Here is a 15,638-nt window from a genome sequence, read left to right on the forward strand (position 1 = left end):
GAGTATTCATCTAACGAAACAACACTCCAATCCCTCACAGTTGAAGCAAAGCAGCTACTCAACGAATACAAATGTCCGTTCCTACCCATTCGCTCCGAGGGAATATATAAGAATCACTTACCGGGCGAAGATTGAACCAATTCCTTATAAGCTTCAATGAATGGCTGAGGATCAGCAGCTACCGTATACGAATAAACCCCTTGCAGGGTATGCAAATATAATAATCCTCCCGCTCCGCCTATTGATCGATATGATAAATCAAAAACCTCCGAAATCGGAAACTCTCGATACTTGGTGACAATTCTCTCTTGATACAGATGCATCAGCCGATCCTCCACGATTGCCTTTTGCTCGACGCTGGACACGACTCTTTTCACCTTATAATAGGGCTGTGCGGCTATCCAACTGATAGTACCCCTCCTTTTCATCTTCTAACGTTTACTATATCAAATAGGATTACCCCTTGACACTTTTTTACTTATCAGCCAATATGAATATAAAATAAATTTATTCACAAAATCAAAATGATGGTGGTAAGACAATGCCGAAAAAATTTAATGAGCAAGAAAAAGATTGGATACGTCAAAAGCTGGTGGAGCACGGCAAGCAAAAATTTGAAATAATCGGTCTTAAAAAGACGAGTGTAGAGGATTTAACAAGCGCTGTTGGAATCGCTCAAGGCTCATTCTATTTGTTTTTCAGCTCTAAAGAAGAGTTGTTTTATTATATTTTGTTGGATGAAGAAAAAAGGATTCGTCAATATCTTCTTGAGACCTTTCTTAACGAAGAGCCTGTTACAAAAGAAAAAATCAAGCATTTTATGCAGACTGCGTTCAGGCTTCTAAGCGAAAGTCCCTTGATTAGACAAATTTATTTAGAAGGGCAATTTGAACAGCTCCTGCGCAAGCTCCCTCCAGAGCTGCTAGAGCTTAATTTTTCCGAAGATCAAGATGCGTTAATGCCTATTATTATGAATTGGCAAGCTGCAGGCTTATTGCATAGCGTTCGTCCGGAGCTCATTGTCAGTCTGCTTAGGTCGCTTGTTCTCCTCTCCCTGCATAAGAAAGAAATAGGTGTGCAGCTGTATGAGCCTACAATAGATTTGCTAATTGAGATGATTGCCGAAGGTATGTTTTCTTATGGCATCAAAGGGAGCGACTGACATGGTCATTCAAGTCGAACAGCTGCGTTATGCTTATCCTGGCACGACAAAGCCTACTCTGCATGGGATGAGCTTTGAGATTGGCCGAGGGGAAATCTTTGGATTTCTCGGCCCGTCTGGAGCAGGTAAAAGCACGACACAAAAAATACTGATCGGTGCGCTTAAAGGCTATGAGGGGAGCGTGACTGTATTAGGAAAAGAAATAAAATCTATTCGTTCTGATTATTATGAGCAAATTGGAGTCGCCTTTGAATTTCCTAACTTTTACAGTAAGCTTACCGTGCTTGAAAATTTACGTTTATTCCGCTCCCTTTACCAAGGAGAAACGGAGGAGCCCAGTATACTATTAAAGCAGGTCGGTCTAGAGGATGCAGCATACTTGAAAGTTTCGGAGTTGTCCAAGGGGATGAAGATGAGGCTTAATTTTTGCCGCTCCTTGCTTCACCGTCCCTCTATACTCTTTCTTGATGAGCCAACCTCAGGACTTGATCCCGTCAATGCTGCTATCATGAAAGAGCTTATTCTGGAACGTAAAGCAGCTGGAACGACTATTATCATTACGACGCATAATATGCAGGCTGCAGAAGAGCTTTGCGACCGAGTGGCCTTTATTGTAGATGGACAAATCAAATTAATAGATTCTCCAAGGGAATTAAAGCTTCGTCAGGGAGAAAAGAAGGTTCGAGTAGAATATAAAATCGGCTCGGAGCTGCTAATGGAGGAGTTTTCTCTTCATCAATTGGCAGATAATAATCGCTTCCTTCATATTATGCGCCATTATGAGGTTCAAACGCTGCATTCCTTAGAAGCTACGCTTGATGCCATTTTTATTGAAGTGACAGGGAGATCACTGCTATGAGGCTGATTAAAATGATTAGACATGATATTCAATTCCAATGGCGACATCGCTTTTATTTCGCTTATATGGTGGTGTGTTCCGTTTATTTGCTGCTTCTTCATGGCATTCCATCCGGATACAAAGAAAAAACAGCAATGCTCCTTACCTTCTCTGACCCAAGCGCCCTTGGTTTAATATTTGCCGGTGGGATTCTACTGTTGGAGAAAGACCAAGGCATACATGATTGCCTGTTTGTCACTCCGCTGCGGCTAACCGAATATTTAGTTGCGAAAGCCTGCTCATTATCACTGCTTTCGCTAATTGCTGCCTGGGTCATACACGGCTTCTCACTTGGAATGCCAAGTTCCCCTTTCTTATTTTCACTAGGCGTCCTCCTATCCTCCAGCTTCTTCACTCTACTATCCATTGGCGTGGTCGTCCGGACACAATCTATAAATGGTTTTATATTGTTAATTCAGTTATATGCTTTGCCATTTACTATTCCTCTGCTGAGTTTGCTGGATTGGGGCCCACGTATGCTGTATAGCCTATTTCCAACCTACGGCTCACTCCTTCTGCTCAGCTCAATCTACCGGCCTATTGCGCTCCATGAGATCATTTATGCAATTGGAATATTAATTGTAGGAAACATAGCTATATTCATCTGGGCTCGGCACTCCTTCCAGCAGCGTATATTGCTCGGTTAACGAAAGGAGCATTATGATGAGTAGAAAATATCAGTCGCTAATTTTCAATGATGTAAGGCAAATTGCGAAGGATCCAATGCTCTTAGCTAGCCTTCTCGGTCCACTTGCGATCATTGCTTTTGCACGTTTTGGATTCCCTTTCCTGTCCATATGGCTGGAACAACAGTTTTCCTTTTATCTGTACACCTATTCTGATTTCACAGTCGCTTTCTTACTTCTTATTATTCCATTGCTGCCAGGTGCTATGTCCGGTTTGCTCATGCTCGATGAACGTGACGAGAATCTGATCAGCTATTATGCCGCAACACCGCTTACCCGCCACGGGTACATCTTTTATCGTCTAGCCCTGCCGTGTTTTTTGTCAGCTATGCTTGCTTCAGCCTTCCTCCTTCTATCAGGTATAGCAGCCATGCAGTTTGAGAATCTATATACAATCATTCTTCTTACCTTGGAAGCTCCTTGCTTGGCATTATTCCTGGTTGCTTTCGCCGCTAATAAAGTGGAGGGCTTAGCCTTATCCAAAATAAGCGGTCTGCTCTTTGCAGGTCCTATTGCCGCAGCTTTCATCCCTGACCCCTTGCAGTATCTTGCCCTATGGGTTCCGACGTATTGGCCGGCCAAAACGTATTTGCTAGGTACATTAAATGAACCCTATTTTGCTCTTGCCAGTTTTGCATTAGGACTTCTCTTTCATCTCTTTCTATTGCAAAGGTTAAGCTCTATGTATTTAAAACGTACCGATTAAAGCAAACAAAAGGGACTGTTCGCAAGGCAGCAATAAGCTGCTTTGCGAACAGTCCCTTCTTCATATGCTTCTACTGCGACCTATTCAGTCGTGTAAGGAAGCAATGCGATTTGACGTGAACGTTTAACTGCGATTGTAAGCAAGCGTTGGTATTTCGCGCTTGTTCCAGTCACACGACGTGGCAAGATTTTGCCGCGCTCGCTGATAAACTTTTTCAACAAATCAACATCTTTATAGTCAACTTTAGTGATTTTGTTTACAGTGAAGAAACACACTTTACGACGTTTGTTGCGTCCGCCTTTACGTCCGCTGAACTTACGTTCTGGACGCTCGTCGCCGCCGTTATCTCTTTGTGGTTTAAAAGCCATGATAGTATCCTCCTTATCGTTGAAAATTATCAATTACACCGCTGCTTTAGTGATAAAGGCTGTGCAATTGTCCATTTGAATGTTAAGCAATATTGCTTAAGTATCAAAACGGCAAATCATCCTCTGATATATCAATCGGGCGACCGTCATCCTTGAACGGATCACGGTTGTCGTTACGTGAGTTATTACCAGATGGTCGGTTTCCGCTGCTTTGGGAAGCGTTGCCGCCGAAAGATCCTCCGCTGCTTGTACCGCCGCCGGAACCGCTAGCACCACCGCCATAGCTGCTTCCGCCTTCTTCACGCGCTGATCCGCCATCTTTATTAGATTCCAAGAACCGTACATTATCAGCGATAACTTCCGTTACGTAGACACGTTTGCCTTCGTTGTTCTCGTAATTCCGCACTTGGATGCGACCTTCAACCGCTGTTAGACGGCCTTTACGCAAGTAGTTAGCGCAAGTTTCTGCCAGTTGACGCCACGTTACAACCGGAATGAAATCCGCTTCACGCTCGCCTTGACCGCCGCTTGTGAAAGGACGATCTACTGCTAACGTAAACTGTGTAACGGCAACGCCTGCAGGCGTATAACGAAGCTCTGGGTCTCTCGTCAATCTACCAATTAGTATAACACGATTCAACATCGTTTCTGACCTCCCAATCGAACAATCCAGCTGGATTAAGCGACATCTCTGACGATCAATGAACGGATAACTTCATCCGTAATCTTCATGATGCGGTCAAGTTCATTCACAACTTCAGTCGTTGCGTTGAAATGTACCAGCACAAAGTAACCATCACGAAGCTTATTGATCTCATACGCAAGACGACGTTTTCCGCTCACATCTTGCTTTGTGACTTCTCCGCCATTGGATATAATGCCATGGAATTTGTCAACGATAGCTTGAAGGTTTTCTTGCTCAACGTCTGGACGAATAATGTACATTACTTCATATTTGCGCATATTGTTTCACCTCCTCTTGGACTAACGGCCCCATAAATGGAGCAAGGAACGAGCTCTGCTCGCATCTCTATACTATAACAAATTCAAACGCCTATGACAAGTAAAGCTTTTAACTGCTTTTAGCCGTTATCTGCTACTTATGCATTACTGCCTTCCTGCAAATACTACAACGACGAGCGGAACTCACCGTTCGCTTAAATTCAAGCTGGGGAGTGATCAGTATGGGTGAAGGAACATTGTTCTCACCAGGAGACAAAGCGCCAAACGACGGAACTTATATTGAAGACGGCGTCAACTCGTATCATATGGGTATTCAAAACCCCAAAAAGGTACAACTAAACAAAGGACAGCGTTTCCCGGATACAACAAATCATGAACGAAAATGGAAGCGCATGGGTCATTAAGCATCATAGAAACGATAATGCATATTTAAAGCCAGCTTAGGTCATGATAATTATTGACGGTGTATGAGAGGTGTGGTTCTTTTGAGCCTTAAGAGGATTTCAGTTCACATCATGTAGAAGCGGAGGCTTGTGCTAAGGACCTTGTCCGTAACACACGCACATTCAAGCACCCATGCCTTATTTCGTCTCAGACGGATACGCATGATTGTGCTAGATGGGAATTAATGAAGCGACTGCTGATTTGCTCCGATTGACGAATGACAGCTCTGAGGTATTACATGCTTATAGTGAGACTTTATATGCTCAACCATCAACCACCGTCAAAAGAGGGCTCGCAAGAGCCCTCTTCTACATGTATAAAAACAAAAAAACGACTCAGCCCTTGAGTCGCTTGAAGTTTATTATTATGGCGGAGAAGGTGGGATTCGAACCCACGCACGCTTTGACACGCCTAGCTGATTTCGAGTCAGCCCCCTTGGGCCTCTTGGGTACCTCTCCGCATTGATGAGACAAAAATTATTGTATCATATAATATCTATGGAATGCAATATCCCTTTTCTAGTTATTTTAACCCCTTTATCATTCTATGAGCTGAGAACAAAAAAAACCTCCACACATATCTGTAGAAGTCTCAAGTAATAAATCTATTAAACTATTCATCCATTCAGAATCAATAGCTAAACGTCTGAATCTCCTTCTTCAGCAGCTTTTGAACGTAAAACCTTTTTCATATTTTTCTCGAATTTAGCCCGCGGTATGAGGACGCTATGCTTACAGCCAACACATTTGATGCGAATATCCATCCCCATTCGAATGATTTCCATCTCATTAGAGCCGCATGGATGCTGTTTTTTCATTTGAACAACGTCGCCTAGCTCAAACTGTTTACGCTCCATCTCTACTGCCTCCCTTTTCATTACGTTGGTACGTGACTATTCTTGGATAGGGAATTTCTATTCCGCTTGCATCCAAAGCCTTCTTTATCTCAATATTGAGCTTCCGTGAAACGGCATGATGCGTATTGGGCCTGCATTCCGCTATAACACGTACCGTTACGCCTGTAGCAGCAATGGATTGAACACCTAGCACCTCGGGAGCACTAATGAGATTATCATCCTGCGTGCTTACCATCGTATAGCGGATGATATCTAGAGCACGATCTACATCCTCTTCATGCGCAACTAATATATCAACTACAGCAACGGTATTATTAATGGAAAAATTCGTTACCTGATTAATCATTCCATTAGGGATGATATGTATTTCTCCTGTCCAGCTTTGCACCCGAGTGGTTCTCAGACCGATCATTTCGACCGTACCTTTAAATTGTCCGGTTTGAATGACGTCTCCGACACCGAACTGGTCCTCAAGGACAATGAAGAAGCCTGTAATAATATCCTTTACTAAGCTTTGAGCGCCAAAGCCTATGGCTAATCCTAGGACGCCTGCACCAGCCAGCAGAGGGCCGAGATTAAATCCGAACTCAGACATAATCAGCATAGCCATAATAAAATAAATGACGTATGAGGTTACATTTTTCATAAGCTTGCCGACTGTCATCATTCGCCTAGCATGATTAGGCAAACGCTTTGCCTCACGCTCTAATACGACACGATCAATTGTTTTATGTATGGCCCATACGATAATTCTTCCTATAACGAGAAACAGTACAACTCGAAGTATAGTGGTACCTATTGCTTGCCATTGTTCATTGTCAGTCAATCCGTTAATAACATTTGTATATAGTTCTGTGATTGACATGATAATTCCTCCTTACCAACATCCTGAGCCCAGTTTTATATCTCTATTTGTTCATACCCGCTTTGAACAGATTTGAATATCCCTCTGATTTCTACATTTTCTTCTTCAATGACCTTCTTCACCATCGTTAAATCATCCTCAGGAAAATGAATGGATAAAGCGCAGCCTGCCGTTATTTCCTTCGGCGTTGGACAAATATCGATTTCCACCTCTGCATATTCAAGCAGCATTTCTGCCCGCAATGCTTGCTGAGTAGAATCAAATGCGATTAGCATAAGCAAGACCTCCAAAAAAATACATGCAGCAAGCTGCCTTATTCATCGCTATCAAAAATATCAAAACTATCTGACGTATAATTTGTTAGTTCCATCCATATACTAGTAACACATTAGTATTATCGGAGGGATTCTATGAAGCTTCCATTTATGAAAGAAACGCCACTAAAGGTGCCCTATACAACACCTAATGTCATTGGTATGCTGGTTAATCGTTTGACCGTCATGCTGGAAGAAATGGCAGAAGGCCGGCCTATCGTCATCGTATGTGTCGGTACCGATCGATCTACTGGTGATTCACTTGGCCCTCTGATCGGTACCAATTTGTCCAAATACCGGAGTCCTCATTTCAACCTATTCGGCACATTAGAAGAACCCGTACATGCCATGAATCTGGATGAAACATTAATTGAAGTAAATCGCCGATTCCATAAGCCTTTTGTCATCGGTATTGATGCTTGTCTTGGACAAGTTGCGAGCGTTGGTTGTATACAAGTAGGAGCTGGCCCTGTCCGCCCTGGTGCCGGGGTTAACAAGGATTTGCCTCCTGTTGGCGACATTCATCTTACAGGCATCGTAAATGTCGGAGGATTCATGGAGTACTTTGTTTTACAGAATACGCGTCTACATCTTGTTATGAGAATGGCAGACATTATTTCACTTAGCTTATTTACAGCGATATCAAATTATACACACCTAAATCATGATACTCGTGAGCAAACGGCTGCTTCCGATAATATTTGATTGCACAGCTTAAGCATGCTGCTACTTTGCTTCGACGATAGCCTTGCGCTCCTCAGGTGTAAGAGGATAGGATGACTCCCCTTTTGCAACTGGTTTTGCATACACATATGAATTATCTCTGCCATGAATGCTAGAGACAACAACACCATCCTGTGCTTCATTAACAATTGCAATGGAGAAGCTTAGATCACTTCCTTGATCATGGAATGCATTATAGCGGTTCATGCCTATTTTTGATTTCTTCTCTGGCAAAGCATTCCTTACTTCCGCAAGCTGAGATTGCAGAAGATTGATGGTTTGCAGCTGCTCAGCGAGATTTTCTTTCAACCCCACAATGACTTCTTCTACATTAGAAACACCTGTATTCCCCATAACCGCTGTATACTGTTTTCTAAGATTTTTCAGCCTTCTGCCAACAACTGCAATCCATATGAATAAAATGATGACTATTAAAGCTATACCTACCGTTACCGCATTCATCGGATTTGATGTCCAATCATTCATCGCTGCTGTTCCGCCTCCATTTTATGACTAAATCCCATATTGCTGTATGATTTCTTTTATAGCATCTGTTAATGCATCTACTTCAGCTCCGGTTGTATAGATACCTACGCTGGCGCGAATGGCTCCCGTAGCTGAAGTGCCCGCGCAAGTATGTGCGAGCGGTGTGCAATGAAAACCCGCTCTTACAGCAATTCGATAATGCTGATCCAGAATAAATGATAGCTCAGACGGATCAATGCCTTCTATATTAAACGCAACTATACCTGTGCGTTGTTTTCCAATAGCCGGACCAAGCAGCTTCACTCCATTTAGTGGTTGTAATCCATGCATTAGCCTTTGGGCTAACGTCCACTCCTTCGTTTGTATGCTCTGCACGGTTTCATTCAACACATGCTGCACACCCACTTTAAGTCCTGCTAATCCTGGCGTGTTTTGCGTTCCCGCCTCATACCTATCCGGCCTCACATGAGGCTGCTCAATTGCCTCTGACTGGCTTCCAGTTCCTCCATGCAATAAAGGCTCCAATTCCAAGCTAGGATCGATGTAAAGGCCTCCTGTGCCTTGTGGACCAAGCAACCCCTTATGACCTGGAAAGGCTAACATGTGAATACCCATTGCTCTAACGTCTACAGGAATGATTCCTGCACTTTGGGCTGCATCTACAAGCAGCTTGATATCATGCTTCTTCAATATTTCAGCTATTTCTGCAACTGGCATAATCGTTCCCAATAAATTCGAGCTGTGGTTTACTACCGCTAATGTCGTATTAGGCTGTATTGCCTTCGCAATATCATCTACATTAAGATTTCCGGTTTCATCCGCTTCTATATAAGTAACTTGAATCCCAATTTTCTGTTCTAAGTAATACAATGGTCTTCTTACAGAATTATGTTCAACTGATGTGGCAATAACATGGTCACCCGGCTTAAGAAAACCTTTTATCGCCATATTTAATGCCATTGTTGTATTGGAAGCAAATGCAATATCGTTAGGATTTTTTATATTGAATAATTTTGCTAACTGTTTTCTAGTTTCAAATAATATCCGACTTGCTCGAACAGCCATCGCATGGCTTCCTCGGCCTGGATTAGCCGCATCGTTTATCATCGCATTTACTACTGCCTCGGTTACAGCAGCGGGCTTAGGCCATGACGTAGCCGCATGATCCAAATAAATAACAGACTGATCATTGTTAATCAATTCCACACACACCTTCCCCAGAACGCCTTCTCACAACAATGGCATACCTTAGTTTAATCCTTCAAAAGGAAGATTACAACTAAGGTATGCCATTATATTAATATCATTTAAGCCATATTTTGAAGCAATTCCAACAATCTTTCTAAATCTTGTTTGCTATAGTATTGCAGTTCTATTTTACCTTTATCTTTTTGTTGTTTTATTTTAACCGTGGTCTTAAATCGTTCCCGCAACGACTCTTCAAGATGATCAATATACGGATCGCGTTTTTTCTGGTTCGGCTTACTTACTTTATCATCCGGCTGCTTGGAATCCAGCTTCTGGATAGCTTCTTCCAACTCACGTACGCTCCACTCCATTGATACGGTAAGATCAGCCAATTCCTTCTGCACCTTATCATCCTTTATGCCAACCAAAGCTCTTGCATGCCCCATGGAAATTGTTCCACGTGAAACATTGTCTTTGATTTCTGTTGGCAAAGATAATAGTCTTACAAAGTTAGCAATGTGCGAACGAGACTTTCCGACTTTCATGGATAGCTCTTCCTGCGTAAGCTTGAATTTATCAATAAGCGCTTGATAAGCAATAGCCACTTCAATTGCATTCAGATCTTCCCTTTGAAGATTCTCGATCAAAGCAATTTCCATTACCTGCTGATCTGTAAAGGATCTTACTACAGCGGGGATCGTTGGGTTTCCACAATATTGAGATGCACGGAAGCGTCTTTCCCCTGCAATAATCTCATACCCTTTTAACACGGTACGAACGATTATCGGCTGAATAACACCATGCTGTTTAATCGATTCTGCAAGTTCCCTTATCGAATCCTCATCAAACGTTTTTCGAGGTTGATACGGGTTTGGTCTTAATTGGGATAAGGTGATTTCAATCACTTTGTCATCATCATTTACAGAAAGCGATGGAATAAGAGCATCAAGCCCTCTACCTAGCCGCTTGCTCATACGTAATCACTTCCTTCGCGAGTTCAAGATAAACTTCAGCACCTTTAGATCGTGGATCGTATGTGATAATTGCTTGTCCATGTGATGGCGCTTCGCTCAAACGAACGTTGCGCGGAATAATAGTTTGATATACCTTCTGTTGGAAATACTTTTTAACCTCTTCAATAACTTGAATTCCAAGGTTCGTTCTAGCATCCAGCATTGTTAAGAGTACCCCTTCTATTTGAAGAGATGTATTCAAATGCTTCTGAACGAGTCGAACCGTATTTAATAATTGGCTCAATCCTTCGAGAGCATAATATTCACATTGAATAGGAATTAGAACGGAATCTGCAGCTGTTAATGAATTAATAGTTAGAATACCAAGTGAAGGTGGACAATCAATAAGAATATAATCAAAGTCATCTTTAACCAAATGCAATGATTTCTTCAAACGCAGCTCACGAGATATAGTTGGCACTAATTCAATCTCCGCCCCAGCCAATTGAATAGTAGCAGGGATAATCTTCAAGCCAGGAACACTTGTCTCAAACATTGCATCCCGTGGATGGACATCGTTAATAAGAACATCATAAATACAATTGTTTACATCTCCTTTGTTGATACCAAGTCCACTAGTTGTATTTCCTTGTGGATCAATATCAACAAGCAGCACTCTTCTACCAAGCGATGCGAGACAAGCAGCTAAATTTACAGACGTTGTCGTTTTTCCGACACCGCCCTTCTGGTTGGCAATAGCAATAATTTTCGACAAAACCGGCTCACCTCTATGTGTACAACGTTTATGTTCTGTTTTTATGTTAGTAGAATATAATGATTAATTTTCCCAAAATGGCATCGCCGTCCTCAGTAAGGACGGCAAAAAATGGGTATGGATACACTCTTATAATGTAATAAACGATGAAAACAGATAATCGCTTGTTTTCACCATGTTATAAATGGGTATTATCTTTTGGGGATCTGAATGACTATTTCATAATGATCCTCATGGTCCTTCTCGTTTGTTTTGATCTGTAAACCAGAACCAGACACCATTTCAATCGATTGTCTAATGGTATTGAGAGCCAATCGTACATCCTTCGTAAAGGAAATACGCTTTGATTTCTTCAGTTTTGTCGATTCCTTCAAAAAAGCAATTCTAACTTCTGTTTGCTTTACATTCAGATCTTTTGTAATAATTTCTTCCAAAACCTTAAGCTGCAGCTCTTCATTATCTAATGATAATAAAGCTCTAGCATGACGTTCGGTAATTTTTCGTTCCATTAATGCCATCTTAATCGTATCATTCAACATTAATAGCCGCAATTTATTCGCAATAGTTGATTGGCTCTTGCCAAGCCGCTGCGCTAGGCTTTCTTGAGTGAGCTGATGAAGCTCAATCAACTTCTGATAAGCAATAGCTTCTTCTATTGCGGACAAGCCTTCTCGTTGAAGATTCTCTATTAAAGCGATAGAAGCTGTCTGTGAATCGTTAAATTCGCGTACAATACCAGGAATCGTATCATAACCAAGCTTCGTTACAGCTCGCCACCGACGTTCACCTGCAATAATCTCATATCTGCCATTACGCATACGTACAACAATGGGCTGAATGACACCATGAGTTCTAATCGTTTGGCAAAGCTCTTCAATTCGATCATCATCAAATATAGTACGCGGTTGAAAAGGACTTGCATCGATTTCATTAATGGGAATTTGCCGCACTTCTTCTTGCGGAATACGCTGTTCGGACAAGCCGAACAATCGAGAAAATTGTTCCTTCATATCGATAATTACCACCCGATCATGAGATAAACCTCGTGTTCAACCACTTTCTGGAATTCATCTACTACCATCTCCCGACGAAAGCTATGAATTCCACAACAACATAAGCATCGAGTAATAACTCAAGCGAATATTGCCAATTAAAAGCGATTGCAAGGTTTTGCGACAAACACGCTTCAGCAGAGAGTCTGGTTCATTACCTGTTGTATGAATAGGAATGGCTTGAAATTTTCATGCCTTCATTTTTCAGCTATTAGGTGAGTATTCATAACAAAAGTCATTTGGTAATGATAGGAATGGATTAACTCCACGATCAAAAGCCCGTGTTATTCGCATGCGATTTCCAAAAGGTATTCCAGTCACTTCATATAATCTATTCATTCGACTATTGTTAAACGATCTCCTGCTTGACACCTGTCTTCAACACATAATTGTTAGATTAAAATCGTGTACAAATAATTTACTGTACGTATAAATGTTTCACGTGGAACAAAACCATTCTAAATAAGCGGCTGCTTTAGAGGAGTGCCTGCTTTTCTAGGGTATTTACGGGGTGTAGCGTCCAGCTTTTCTATTAATACAATATGACGTTCAGATTGCTCATTAGGAAGAGAAAGCTGATGCTGTGATTTAATTTTACTTTTCAATTCTTTCAAGCTAAAAGAAGCTTCACGAACTTCTTCATCTGACTGCGAACCTTTCATCGCGGCAAAAAGACCGCCCTTCCTAACGAAAGGTAAACAAAACTCATTCAAAACGTTAAGCCTAGCAACCGCACGAGCTGTAACCAAATCATAGCCATCTCGATGTGCAGGCAATTGTGCAACATCCTCAGCACGTCCGTGTATGCAAAGTACGTCCTCAAGCTGAAGCTGATCCTTTAGATGAGTAAGAAATTGTATTCTTTTATTCAAAGAATCAACAATCATAACCTTCAAGTGGGGAAAGCATATTTTTAACGGGATGCTCGGAAAGCCCGCCCCAGACCCGATATCAGCAATGTTTCGCACATTACTCATGTTAACAAAAAAAGAAAGAGAGGCGGAATCGAAAAAATGTTTTTCATATACCGCATCTCTCTCGGTAATGCCAGTTAAGTTCATTTTTTCATTCCACTCAACAAGAAGACGATAATAGAGTTCGAATTGATCCAGCTGTCTGGCAGAGAGTGGAATCCCACTCTCCTCCATTCTCTTTGTAAACCATAACAAAGTTTCATCCATATTATGAACCTCTCGCAGCAGTTACTCGGTTGTAATGTTCTAAATATACAAGAAGTATAGAAATATCAGCAGGTGTTACACCTGCAATACGAGAAGCTTGACCAATGGATAGAGGTCTGATCAAAGCAAGCTTTTGTTTTGCCTCTGACGCCAAGCTGTGAACATCACTATAATCTATATCGTCAGGTATACGCTTTTTCTCCATTTTGTTTAATCGAGCGACCTGAACCAGCTGTTTTTCAATATAGCCCTCATACTTAATTTGTATTTCAACCTGTTCTTTCATTTCTTCTGTCATCTCCGGTACAGATGGAACGACCGTTTCGAGCATCGCATACGTTACTTCCGGACGGCGAAGCAATGATAAAGCATCCGTACCATTTGTCATGGCTGCCGTGCCTGCCGCAGTTAACATTTCATTTACTTCATCTGGCTTCACTTTTATACCGCGTAAACGCTCAATATCGAGCTCAACAAGCTCTTTCTTGCGTAAAAACTTATTATAGCGTTCTTCCGAAATAAGTCCGATCTCATAACCGGTTGGTGTAAGACGCATATCAGCATTGTCATGACGAAGCAGCAAGCGATACTCTGCTCTTGAAGTAAGCAAACGATAAGGATCATTTGTCCCTTTAGTAACCAAGTCGTCAATCATTACACCGATATATCCTTCAGCCCGTCCTATTATGATTGGTTCTTTACCTTGCACTTTACGAGCAGCATTAATGCCTGCGATAACACCTTGGCCTGCTGCTTCTTCATATCCTGACGTTCCGTTAATTTGTCCAGCTGTGAATAAACCGTCAATCACCTTTGTCTCCAAAGACGGCCATAACTGAGTTGGAACAACCGCATCATATTCAATGGCATAACCATTTCTCATAATCTCAGCTTTTTCCAAACCTGGAACAGAACGCACAATTCCGAGCTGTACATCCTCTGGCATACTTGTCGAAAGGCCTTGCACATAGTACTCAGACGTATTCTTGCCTTCCGGCTCTAAGAAAATCTGATGCTTCGGCTTATCAGCAAAGCGTACAATTTTATCCTCAATAGAAGGACAATATCTTGGCCCAGTGCCTTCGATCGCACCCGAGAACATAGGAGCACGGTGTAGATTACTATTAATAATTTTGTGTGTATCTTCTGACGTATACGTCAGCCAACAAGGCAGCTGCTCATTATTCGAAGACTCAGTTTCATGCGAGAAAAACTTTGGTTTCTCATCGCCAGGTTGAATCTCTGTTTTGGAGAAATCAATTGTATCTTTATGCACGCGCGGAGGTGTTCCAGTCTTAAAGCGTACGAGCTCTAGACCGTGTTCCTTCAAGCTTGCAGCCAATTTTACCGAAGGCTGTTGATTATTAGGGCCGCTCTCGTACATCAATTCGCCCATAATTATTTTACCGCGCAAATAAGTTCCTGTCGTTACTACGACTGTACGCGAACGATATTCTGCACCTGTTTTCGTAATAATGCCGACGCATTTGCCATCCTCTACAATTAGCTCTTCTGCCATACCTTGGCGAAGCGTTAAGCGAGGTGTTTCTTCAATCGTCTTCTTCATTTCATACTGATAATCGACTTTGTCTGCTTGCGCACGCAATGCATGCACAGCAGGGCCTTTACCCGTATTTAGCATCCTCATTTGTATAAATGTCTTGTCAATATTCCGGCCCATTTCACCGCCAAGCGCATCAATTTCCCGCACCACATGCCCTTTCGCAGGACCACCGATAGATGGATTACATGGCATAAATGCCACCATATCCAAATTTATTGTCAGCAGAAGCGTCTCACAGCCCATACGTGCAGCTGCAAGCGCGGACTCACAGCCCGCATGCCCCGCTCCAATGACGATAACGTCATATTGTCCAGCTAAATATCCCATTGTCCTTTTCCCTCCTAAAGGTTTTCGAAGAAAACCACTTCGTAAGCATAAGCCAAGGTTTGCGATGCAAACCTACTACGTAAGCATAAACTAAGGTTTTCGAAGAAAACCTACTACTTTCTATGAA

General features: G+C 42.1%; 20 protein-coding genes and 1 tRNA gene. 6 read left to right on the forward strand and 15 right to left on the reverse strand.

Annotated features, from left to right (window positions below; translation table 11 throughout):
- Window positions 1–113 precede the first annotated feature (113 nt).
- Window positions 114–410 (reverse strand): hypothetical protein, encoded by a 297-nt coding sequence (locus CEF13_RS28230; RefSeq protein ID WP_102716603.1) that lies wholly within the window; start codon window positions 408–410, stop codon window positions 114–116.
- 131 nt (window positions 411–541) lie between these two features.
- Here CEF13_RS28230 and CEF13_RS28235 point away from each other — a divergent pair, with 131 nt between their 5' ends.
- The 4 genes from CEF13_RS28235 to CEF13_RS28250 are packed head-to-tail and all read left to right on the forward strand — an operon-like array spanning window position 542 to window position 3,452.
- Window positions 542–1,162, forward strand: a complete 621-nt coding sequence (locus CEF13_RS28235; RefSeq protein WP_102716087.1) for a TetR/AcrR family transcriptional regulator — start codon at window positions 542–544, stop codon at window positions 1,160–1,162.
- Window positions 1,140–2,021, forward strand: coding sequence for an ABC transporter ATP-binding protein (locus CEF13_RS28240; RefSeq protein ID WP_243864806.1), 882 nt, complete (start codon window positions 1,140–1,142; stop codon window positions 2,019–2,021). Before CEF13_RS28235 ends, CEF13_RS28240 begins: the two co-directional genes overlap by 23 nt.
- Window positions 2,018–2,707, forward strand: a complete 690-nt coding sequence (locus CEF13_RS28245; RefSeq protein ID WP_102716089.1) for a fluoroquinolone export ABC transporter permease subunit — start codon at window positions 2,018–2,020, stop codon at window positions 2,705–2,707. Before CEF13_RS28240 ends, CEF13_RS28245 begins: the two co-directional genes overlap by 4 nt.
- Before the next feature lie 16 nt (window positions 2,708–2,723).
- Complete coding sequence (locus CEF13_RS28250; RefSeq protein WP_102716090.1) at window positions 2,724–3,452, forward strand: hypothetical protein; 729 nt, start codon at window positions 2,724–2,726, stop codon at window positions 3,450–3,452.
- Between the two features lie 80 nt (window positions 3,453–3,532).
- On the opposite strand, the gene rpsR is transcribed toward CEF13_RS28250, so the two are convergent.
- The 3 genes from rpsR to rpsF all read right to left on the reverse strand — a co-directional run bounded on the left by rpsR (window position 3,533) and on the right by rpsF (window position 4,783).
- Window positions 3,533–3,820: a 30S ribosomal protein S18 gene (gene rpsR / locus CEF13_RS28255; RefSeq protein WP_102716091.1), complete on the reverse strand. Its 288-nt coding sequence runs from the start codon at window positions 3,818–3,820 to the stop codon at window positions 3,533–3,535.
- A 103-nt stretch (window positions 3,821–3,923) separates the two neighbouring features.
- Complete coding sequence (ssb, locus tag CEF13_RS28260) at window positions 3,924–4,463, reverse strand: single-stranded DNA-binding protein (RefSeq protein ID WP_102716092.1); 540 nt, start codon at window positions 4,461–4,463, stop codon at window positions 3,924–3,926.
- 35 nt (window positions 4,464–4,498) lie between these two features.
- Window positions 4,499–4,783 carry a 30S ribosomal protein S6 gene (rpsF, locus tag CEF13_RS28265; protein ID WP_102716093.1) on the reverse strand — a complete coding sequence of 95 codons (285 nt, stop codon included), beginning with the start codon at window positions 4,781–4,783 and terminating at the stop codon, window positions 4,499–4,501.
- Between the two features lie 221 nt (window positions 4,784–5,004).
- On the opposite strand from rpsF, the gene CEF13_RS28270 reads away from it, so the two are divergent.
- A complete protein-coding gene (locus CEF13_RS28270) occupies window positions 5,005–5,187 on the forward strand; it encodes a YjzC family protein (protein ID WP_102716094.1) in 183 nt (60 codons plus the stop codon).
- 407 nt (window positions 5,188–5,594) lie between these two features.
- Here the strand turns inward: CEF13_RS28270 and CEF13_RS28275 are convergent.
- From CEF13_RS28275 to CEF13_RS28290, 4 genes are all read right to left on the reverse strand, one after another.
- Window positions 5,595–5,685, reverse strand: a tRNA-Ser gene (locus tag CEF13_RS28275).
- A gap of 179 nt (window positions 5,686–5,864) precedes the next feature.
- Window positions 5,865–6,083: a DUF951 domain-containing protein gene (locus CEF13_RS28280; RefSeq protein ID WP_102716095.1), complete on the reverse strand. Its 219-nt coding sequence runs from the start codon at window positions 6,081–6,083 to the stop codon at window positions 5,865–5,867.
- Entirely contained in the window at window positions 6,073–6,948 is an 876-nt protein-coding gene (locus tag CEF13_RS28285) for a mechanosensitive ion channel family protein (protein ID WP_102716096.1), read from the reverse strand. The genes CEF13_RS28280 and CEF13_RS28285 overlap by 11 nt, the downstream gene beginning before the upstream one ends.
- Window positions 6,949–6,983: 35 nt before the next feature.
- The gene (locus CEF13_RS28290) at window positions 6,984–7,223 is read right to left on the reverse strand and encodes a putative Se/S carrier protein (protein WP_102716097.1); all 240 of its coding nucleotides are present in this window, start codon (window positions 7,221–7,223) and stop codon (window positions 6,984–6,986) included.
- Between the two features lie 135 nt (window positions 7,224–7,358).
- Between CEF13_RS28290 and yyaC the strand changes: the two genes are divergently transcribed.
- Window positions 7,359–7,967, forward strand: a complete 609-nt coding sequence (yyaC, locus tag CEF13_RS28295; protein ID WP_102716098.1) for a spore protease YyaC — start codon at window positions 7,359–7,361, stop codon at window positions 7,965–7,967.
- Between the two features lie 21 nt (window positions 7,968–7,988).
- On the opposite strand, the gene CEF13_RS28300 is transcribed toward yyaC, so the two are convergent.
- From CEF13_RS28300 to mnmG, 7 genes are all read right to left on the reverse strand, one after another.
- Entirely contained in the window at window positions 7,989–8,471 is a 483-nt protein-coding gene (locus tag CEF13_RS28300; protein WP_102716099.1) for a DUF4446 family protein, read from the reverse strand.
- A 27-nt stretch (window positions 8,472–8,498) separates the two neighbouring features.
- On the reverse strand, window positions 8,499–9,668 hold the full coding sequence (locus CEF13_RS28305) for an aminotransferase class V-fold PLP-dependent enzyme (RefSeq protein ID WP_102716604.1): 1,170 nt from the start codon (window positions 9,666–9,668) through the stop codon (window positions 8,499–8,501).
- Window positions 9,669–9,778: 110 nt separating this feature from the next.
- Window positions 9,779–10,633 (reverse strand): ParB/RepB/Spo0J family partition protein, encoded by an 855-nt coding sequence (locus CEF13_RS28310; protein WP_102716100.1) that lies wholly within the window; start codon window positions 10,631–10,633, stop codon window positions 9,779–9,781.
- The gene (locus CEF13_RS28315; protein WP_102716101.1) at window positions 10,614–11,387 is read right to left on the reverse strand and encodes a ParA family protein; all 774 of its coding nucleotides are present in this window, start codon (window positions 11,385–11,387) and stop codon (window positions 10,614–10,616) included. The genes CEF13_RS28310 and CEF13_RS28315 overlap by 20 nt, the downstream gene beginning before the upstream one ends.
- A 191-nt stretch (window positions 11,388–11,578) precedes the next feature.
- Entirely contained in the window at window positions 11,579–12,397 is an 819-nt protein-coding gene (noc, locus tag CEF13_RS28320; protein WP_102716102.1) for a nucleoid occlusion protein, read from the reverse strand.
- Between the two features lie 500 nt (window positions 12,398–12,897).
- Window positions 12,898–13,620, reverse strand: coding sequence for a 16S rRNA (guanine(527)-N(7))-methyltransferase RsmG (rsmG, locus tag CEF13_RS28325; protein WP_102716103.1), 723 nt, complete (start codon window positions 13,618–13,620; stop codon window positions 12,898–12,900).
- 1 nt (window position 13,621) lies between these two features.
- A complete protein-coding gene (gene mnmG, locus CEF13_RS28330; RefSeq protein ID WP_102716104.1) occupies window positions 13,622–15,511 on the reverse strand; it encodes a tRNA uridine-5-carboxymethylaminomethyl(34) synthesis enzyme MnmG in 1,890 nt (629 codons plus the stop codon).
- Window positions 15,512–15,638 lie beyond the last annotated feature (127 nt).

This window comes from Paenibacillus castaneae (assembly GCF_002884445.1).
In the GTDB taxonomy this organism is placed as follows: Bacteria; Bacillota; Bacilli; order Paenibacillales; family Paenibacillaceae; genus Pristimantibacillus; species Pristimantibacillus castaneae.

Excerpts from the sequence above, each read along its gene's own strand:
- CEF13_RS28235 (WP_102716087.1), top strand. The coding sequence starts at position 542 with ATGCCGAAAAAATTTAATGAGCAAGAAAAAGATTGGATACGTCAAAAG.
- CEF13_RS28240 (WP_243864806.1), top strand. The coding sequence starts at position 1,140 with ATGGCATCAAAGGGAGCGACTGACATGGTCATTCAAGTCGAACAGCTG.
- CEF13_RS28245 (WP_102716089.1), top strand. The coding sequence starts at position 2,018 with ATGAGGCTGATTAAAATGATTAGACATGATATTCAATTCCAATGGCGA.
- CEF13_RS28250 (WP_102716090.1), top strand. The coding sequence starts at position 2,724 with ATGAGTAGAAAATATCAGTCGCTAATTTTCAATGATGTAAGGCAAATT.
- rpsR (WP_102716091.1), bottom strand. The coding sequence starts at position 3,820 with ATGGCTTTTAAACCACAAAGAGATAACGGCGGCGACGAGCGTCCAGAA.
- ssb (WP_102716092.1), bottom strand. The coding sequence starts at position 4,463 with ATGTTGAATCGTGTTATACTAATTGGTAGATTGACGAGAGACCCAGAG.
- rpsF (WP_102716093.1), bottom strand. The coding sequence starts at position 4,783 with ATGCGCAAATATGAAGTAATGTACATTATTCGTCCAGACGTTGAGCAA.
- CEF13_RS28270 (WP_102716094.1), top strand. The coding sequence starts at position 5,005 with ATGGGTGAAGGAACATTGTTCTCACCAGGAGACAAAGCGCCAAACGAC.
- CEF13_RS28280 (WP_102716095.1), bottom strand. The coding sequence starts at position 6,083 with ATGGAGCGTAAACAGTTTGAGCTAGGCGACGTTGTTCAAATGAAAAAA.
- CEF13_RS28285 (WP_102716096.1), bottom strand. The coding sequence starts at position 6,948 with ATGTCAATCACAGAACTATATACAAATGTTATTAACGGATTGACTGAC.
- CEF13_RS28290 (WP_102716097.1), bottom strand. The coding sequence starts at position 7,223 with ATGCTAATCGCATTTGATTCTACTCAGCAAGCATTGCGGGCAGAAATG.
- yyaC (WP_102716098.1), top strand. The coding sequence starts at position 7,359 with ATGAAGCTTCCATTTATGAAAGAAACGCCACTAAAGGTGCCCTATACA.
- CEF13_RS28300 (WP_102716099.1), bottom strand. The coding sequence starts at position 8,471 with ATGAATGATTGGACATCAAATCCGATGAATGCGGTAACGGTAGGTATA.
- CEF13_RS28310 (WP_102716100.1), bottom strand. The coding sequence starts at position 10,633 with ATGAGCAAGCGGCTAGGTAGAGGGCTTGATGCTCTTATTCCATCGCTT.
- noc (WP_102716102.1), bottom strand. The coding sequence starts at position 12,397 with ATGAAGGAACAATTTTCTCGATTGTTCGGCTTGTCCGAACAGCGTATT.
- rsmG (WP_102716103.1), bottom strand. The coding sequence starts at position 13,620 with ATGGATGAAACTTTGTTATGGTTTACAAAGAGAATGGAGGAGAGTGGG.
- mnmG (WP_102716104.1), bottom strand. The coding sequence starts at position 15,511 with ATGGGATATTTAGCTGGACAATATGACGTTATCGTCATTGGAGCGGGG.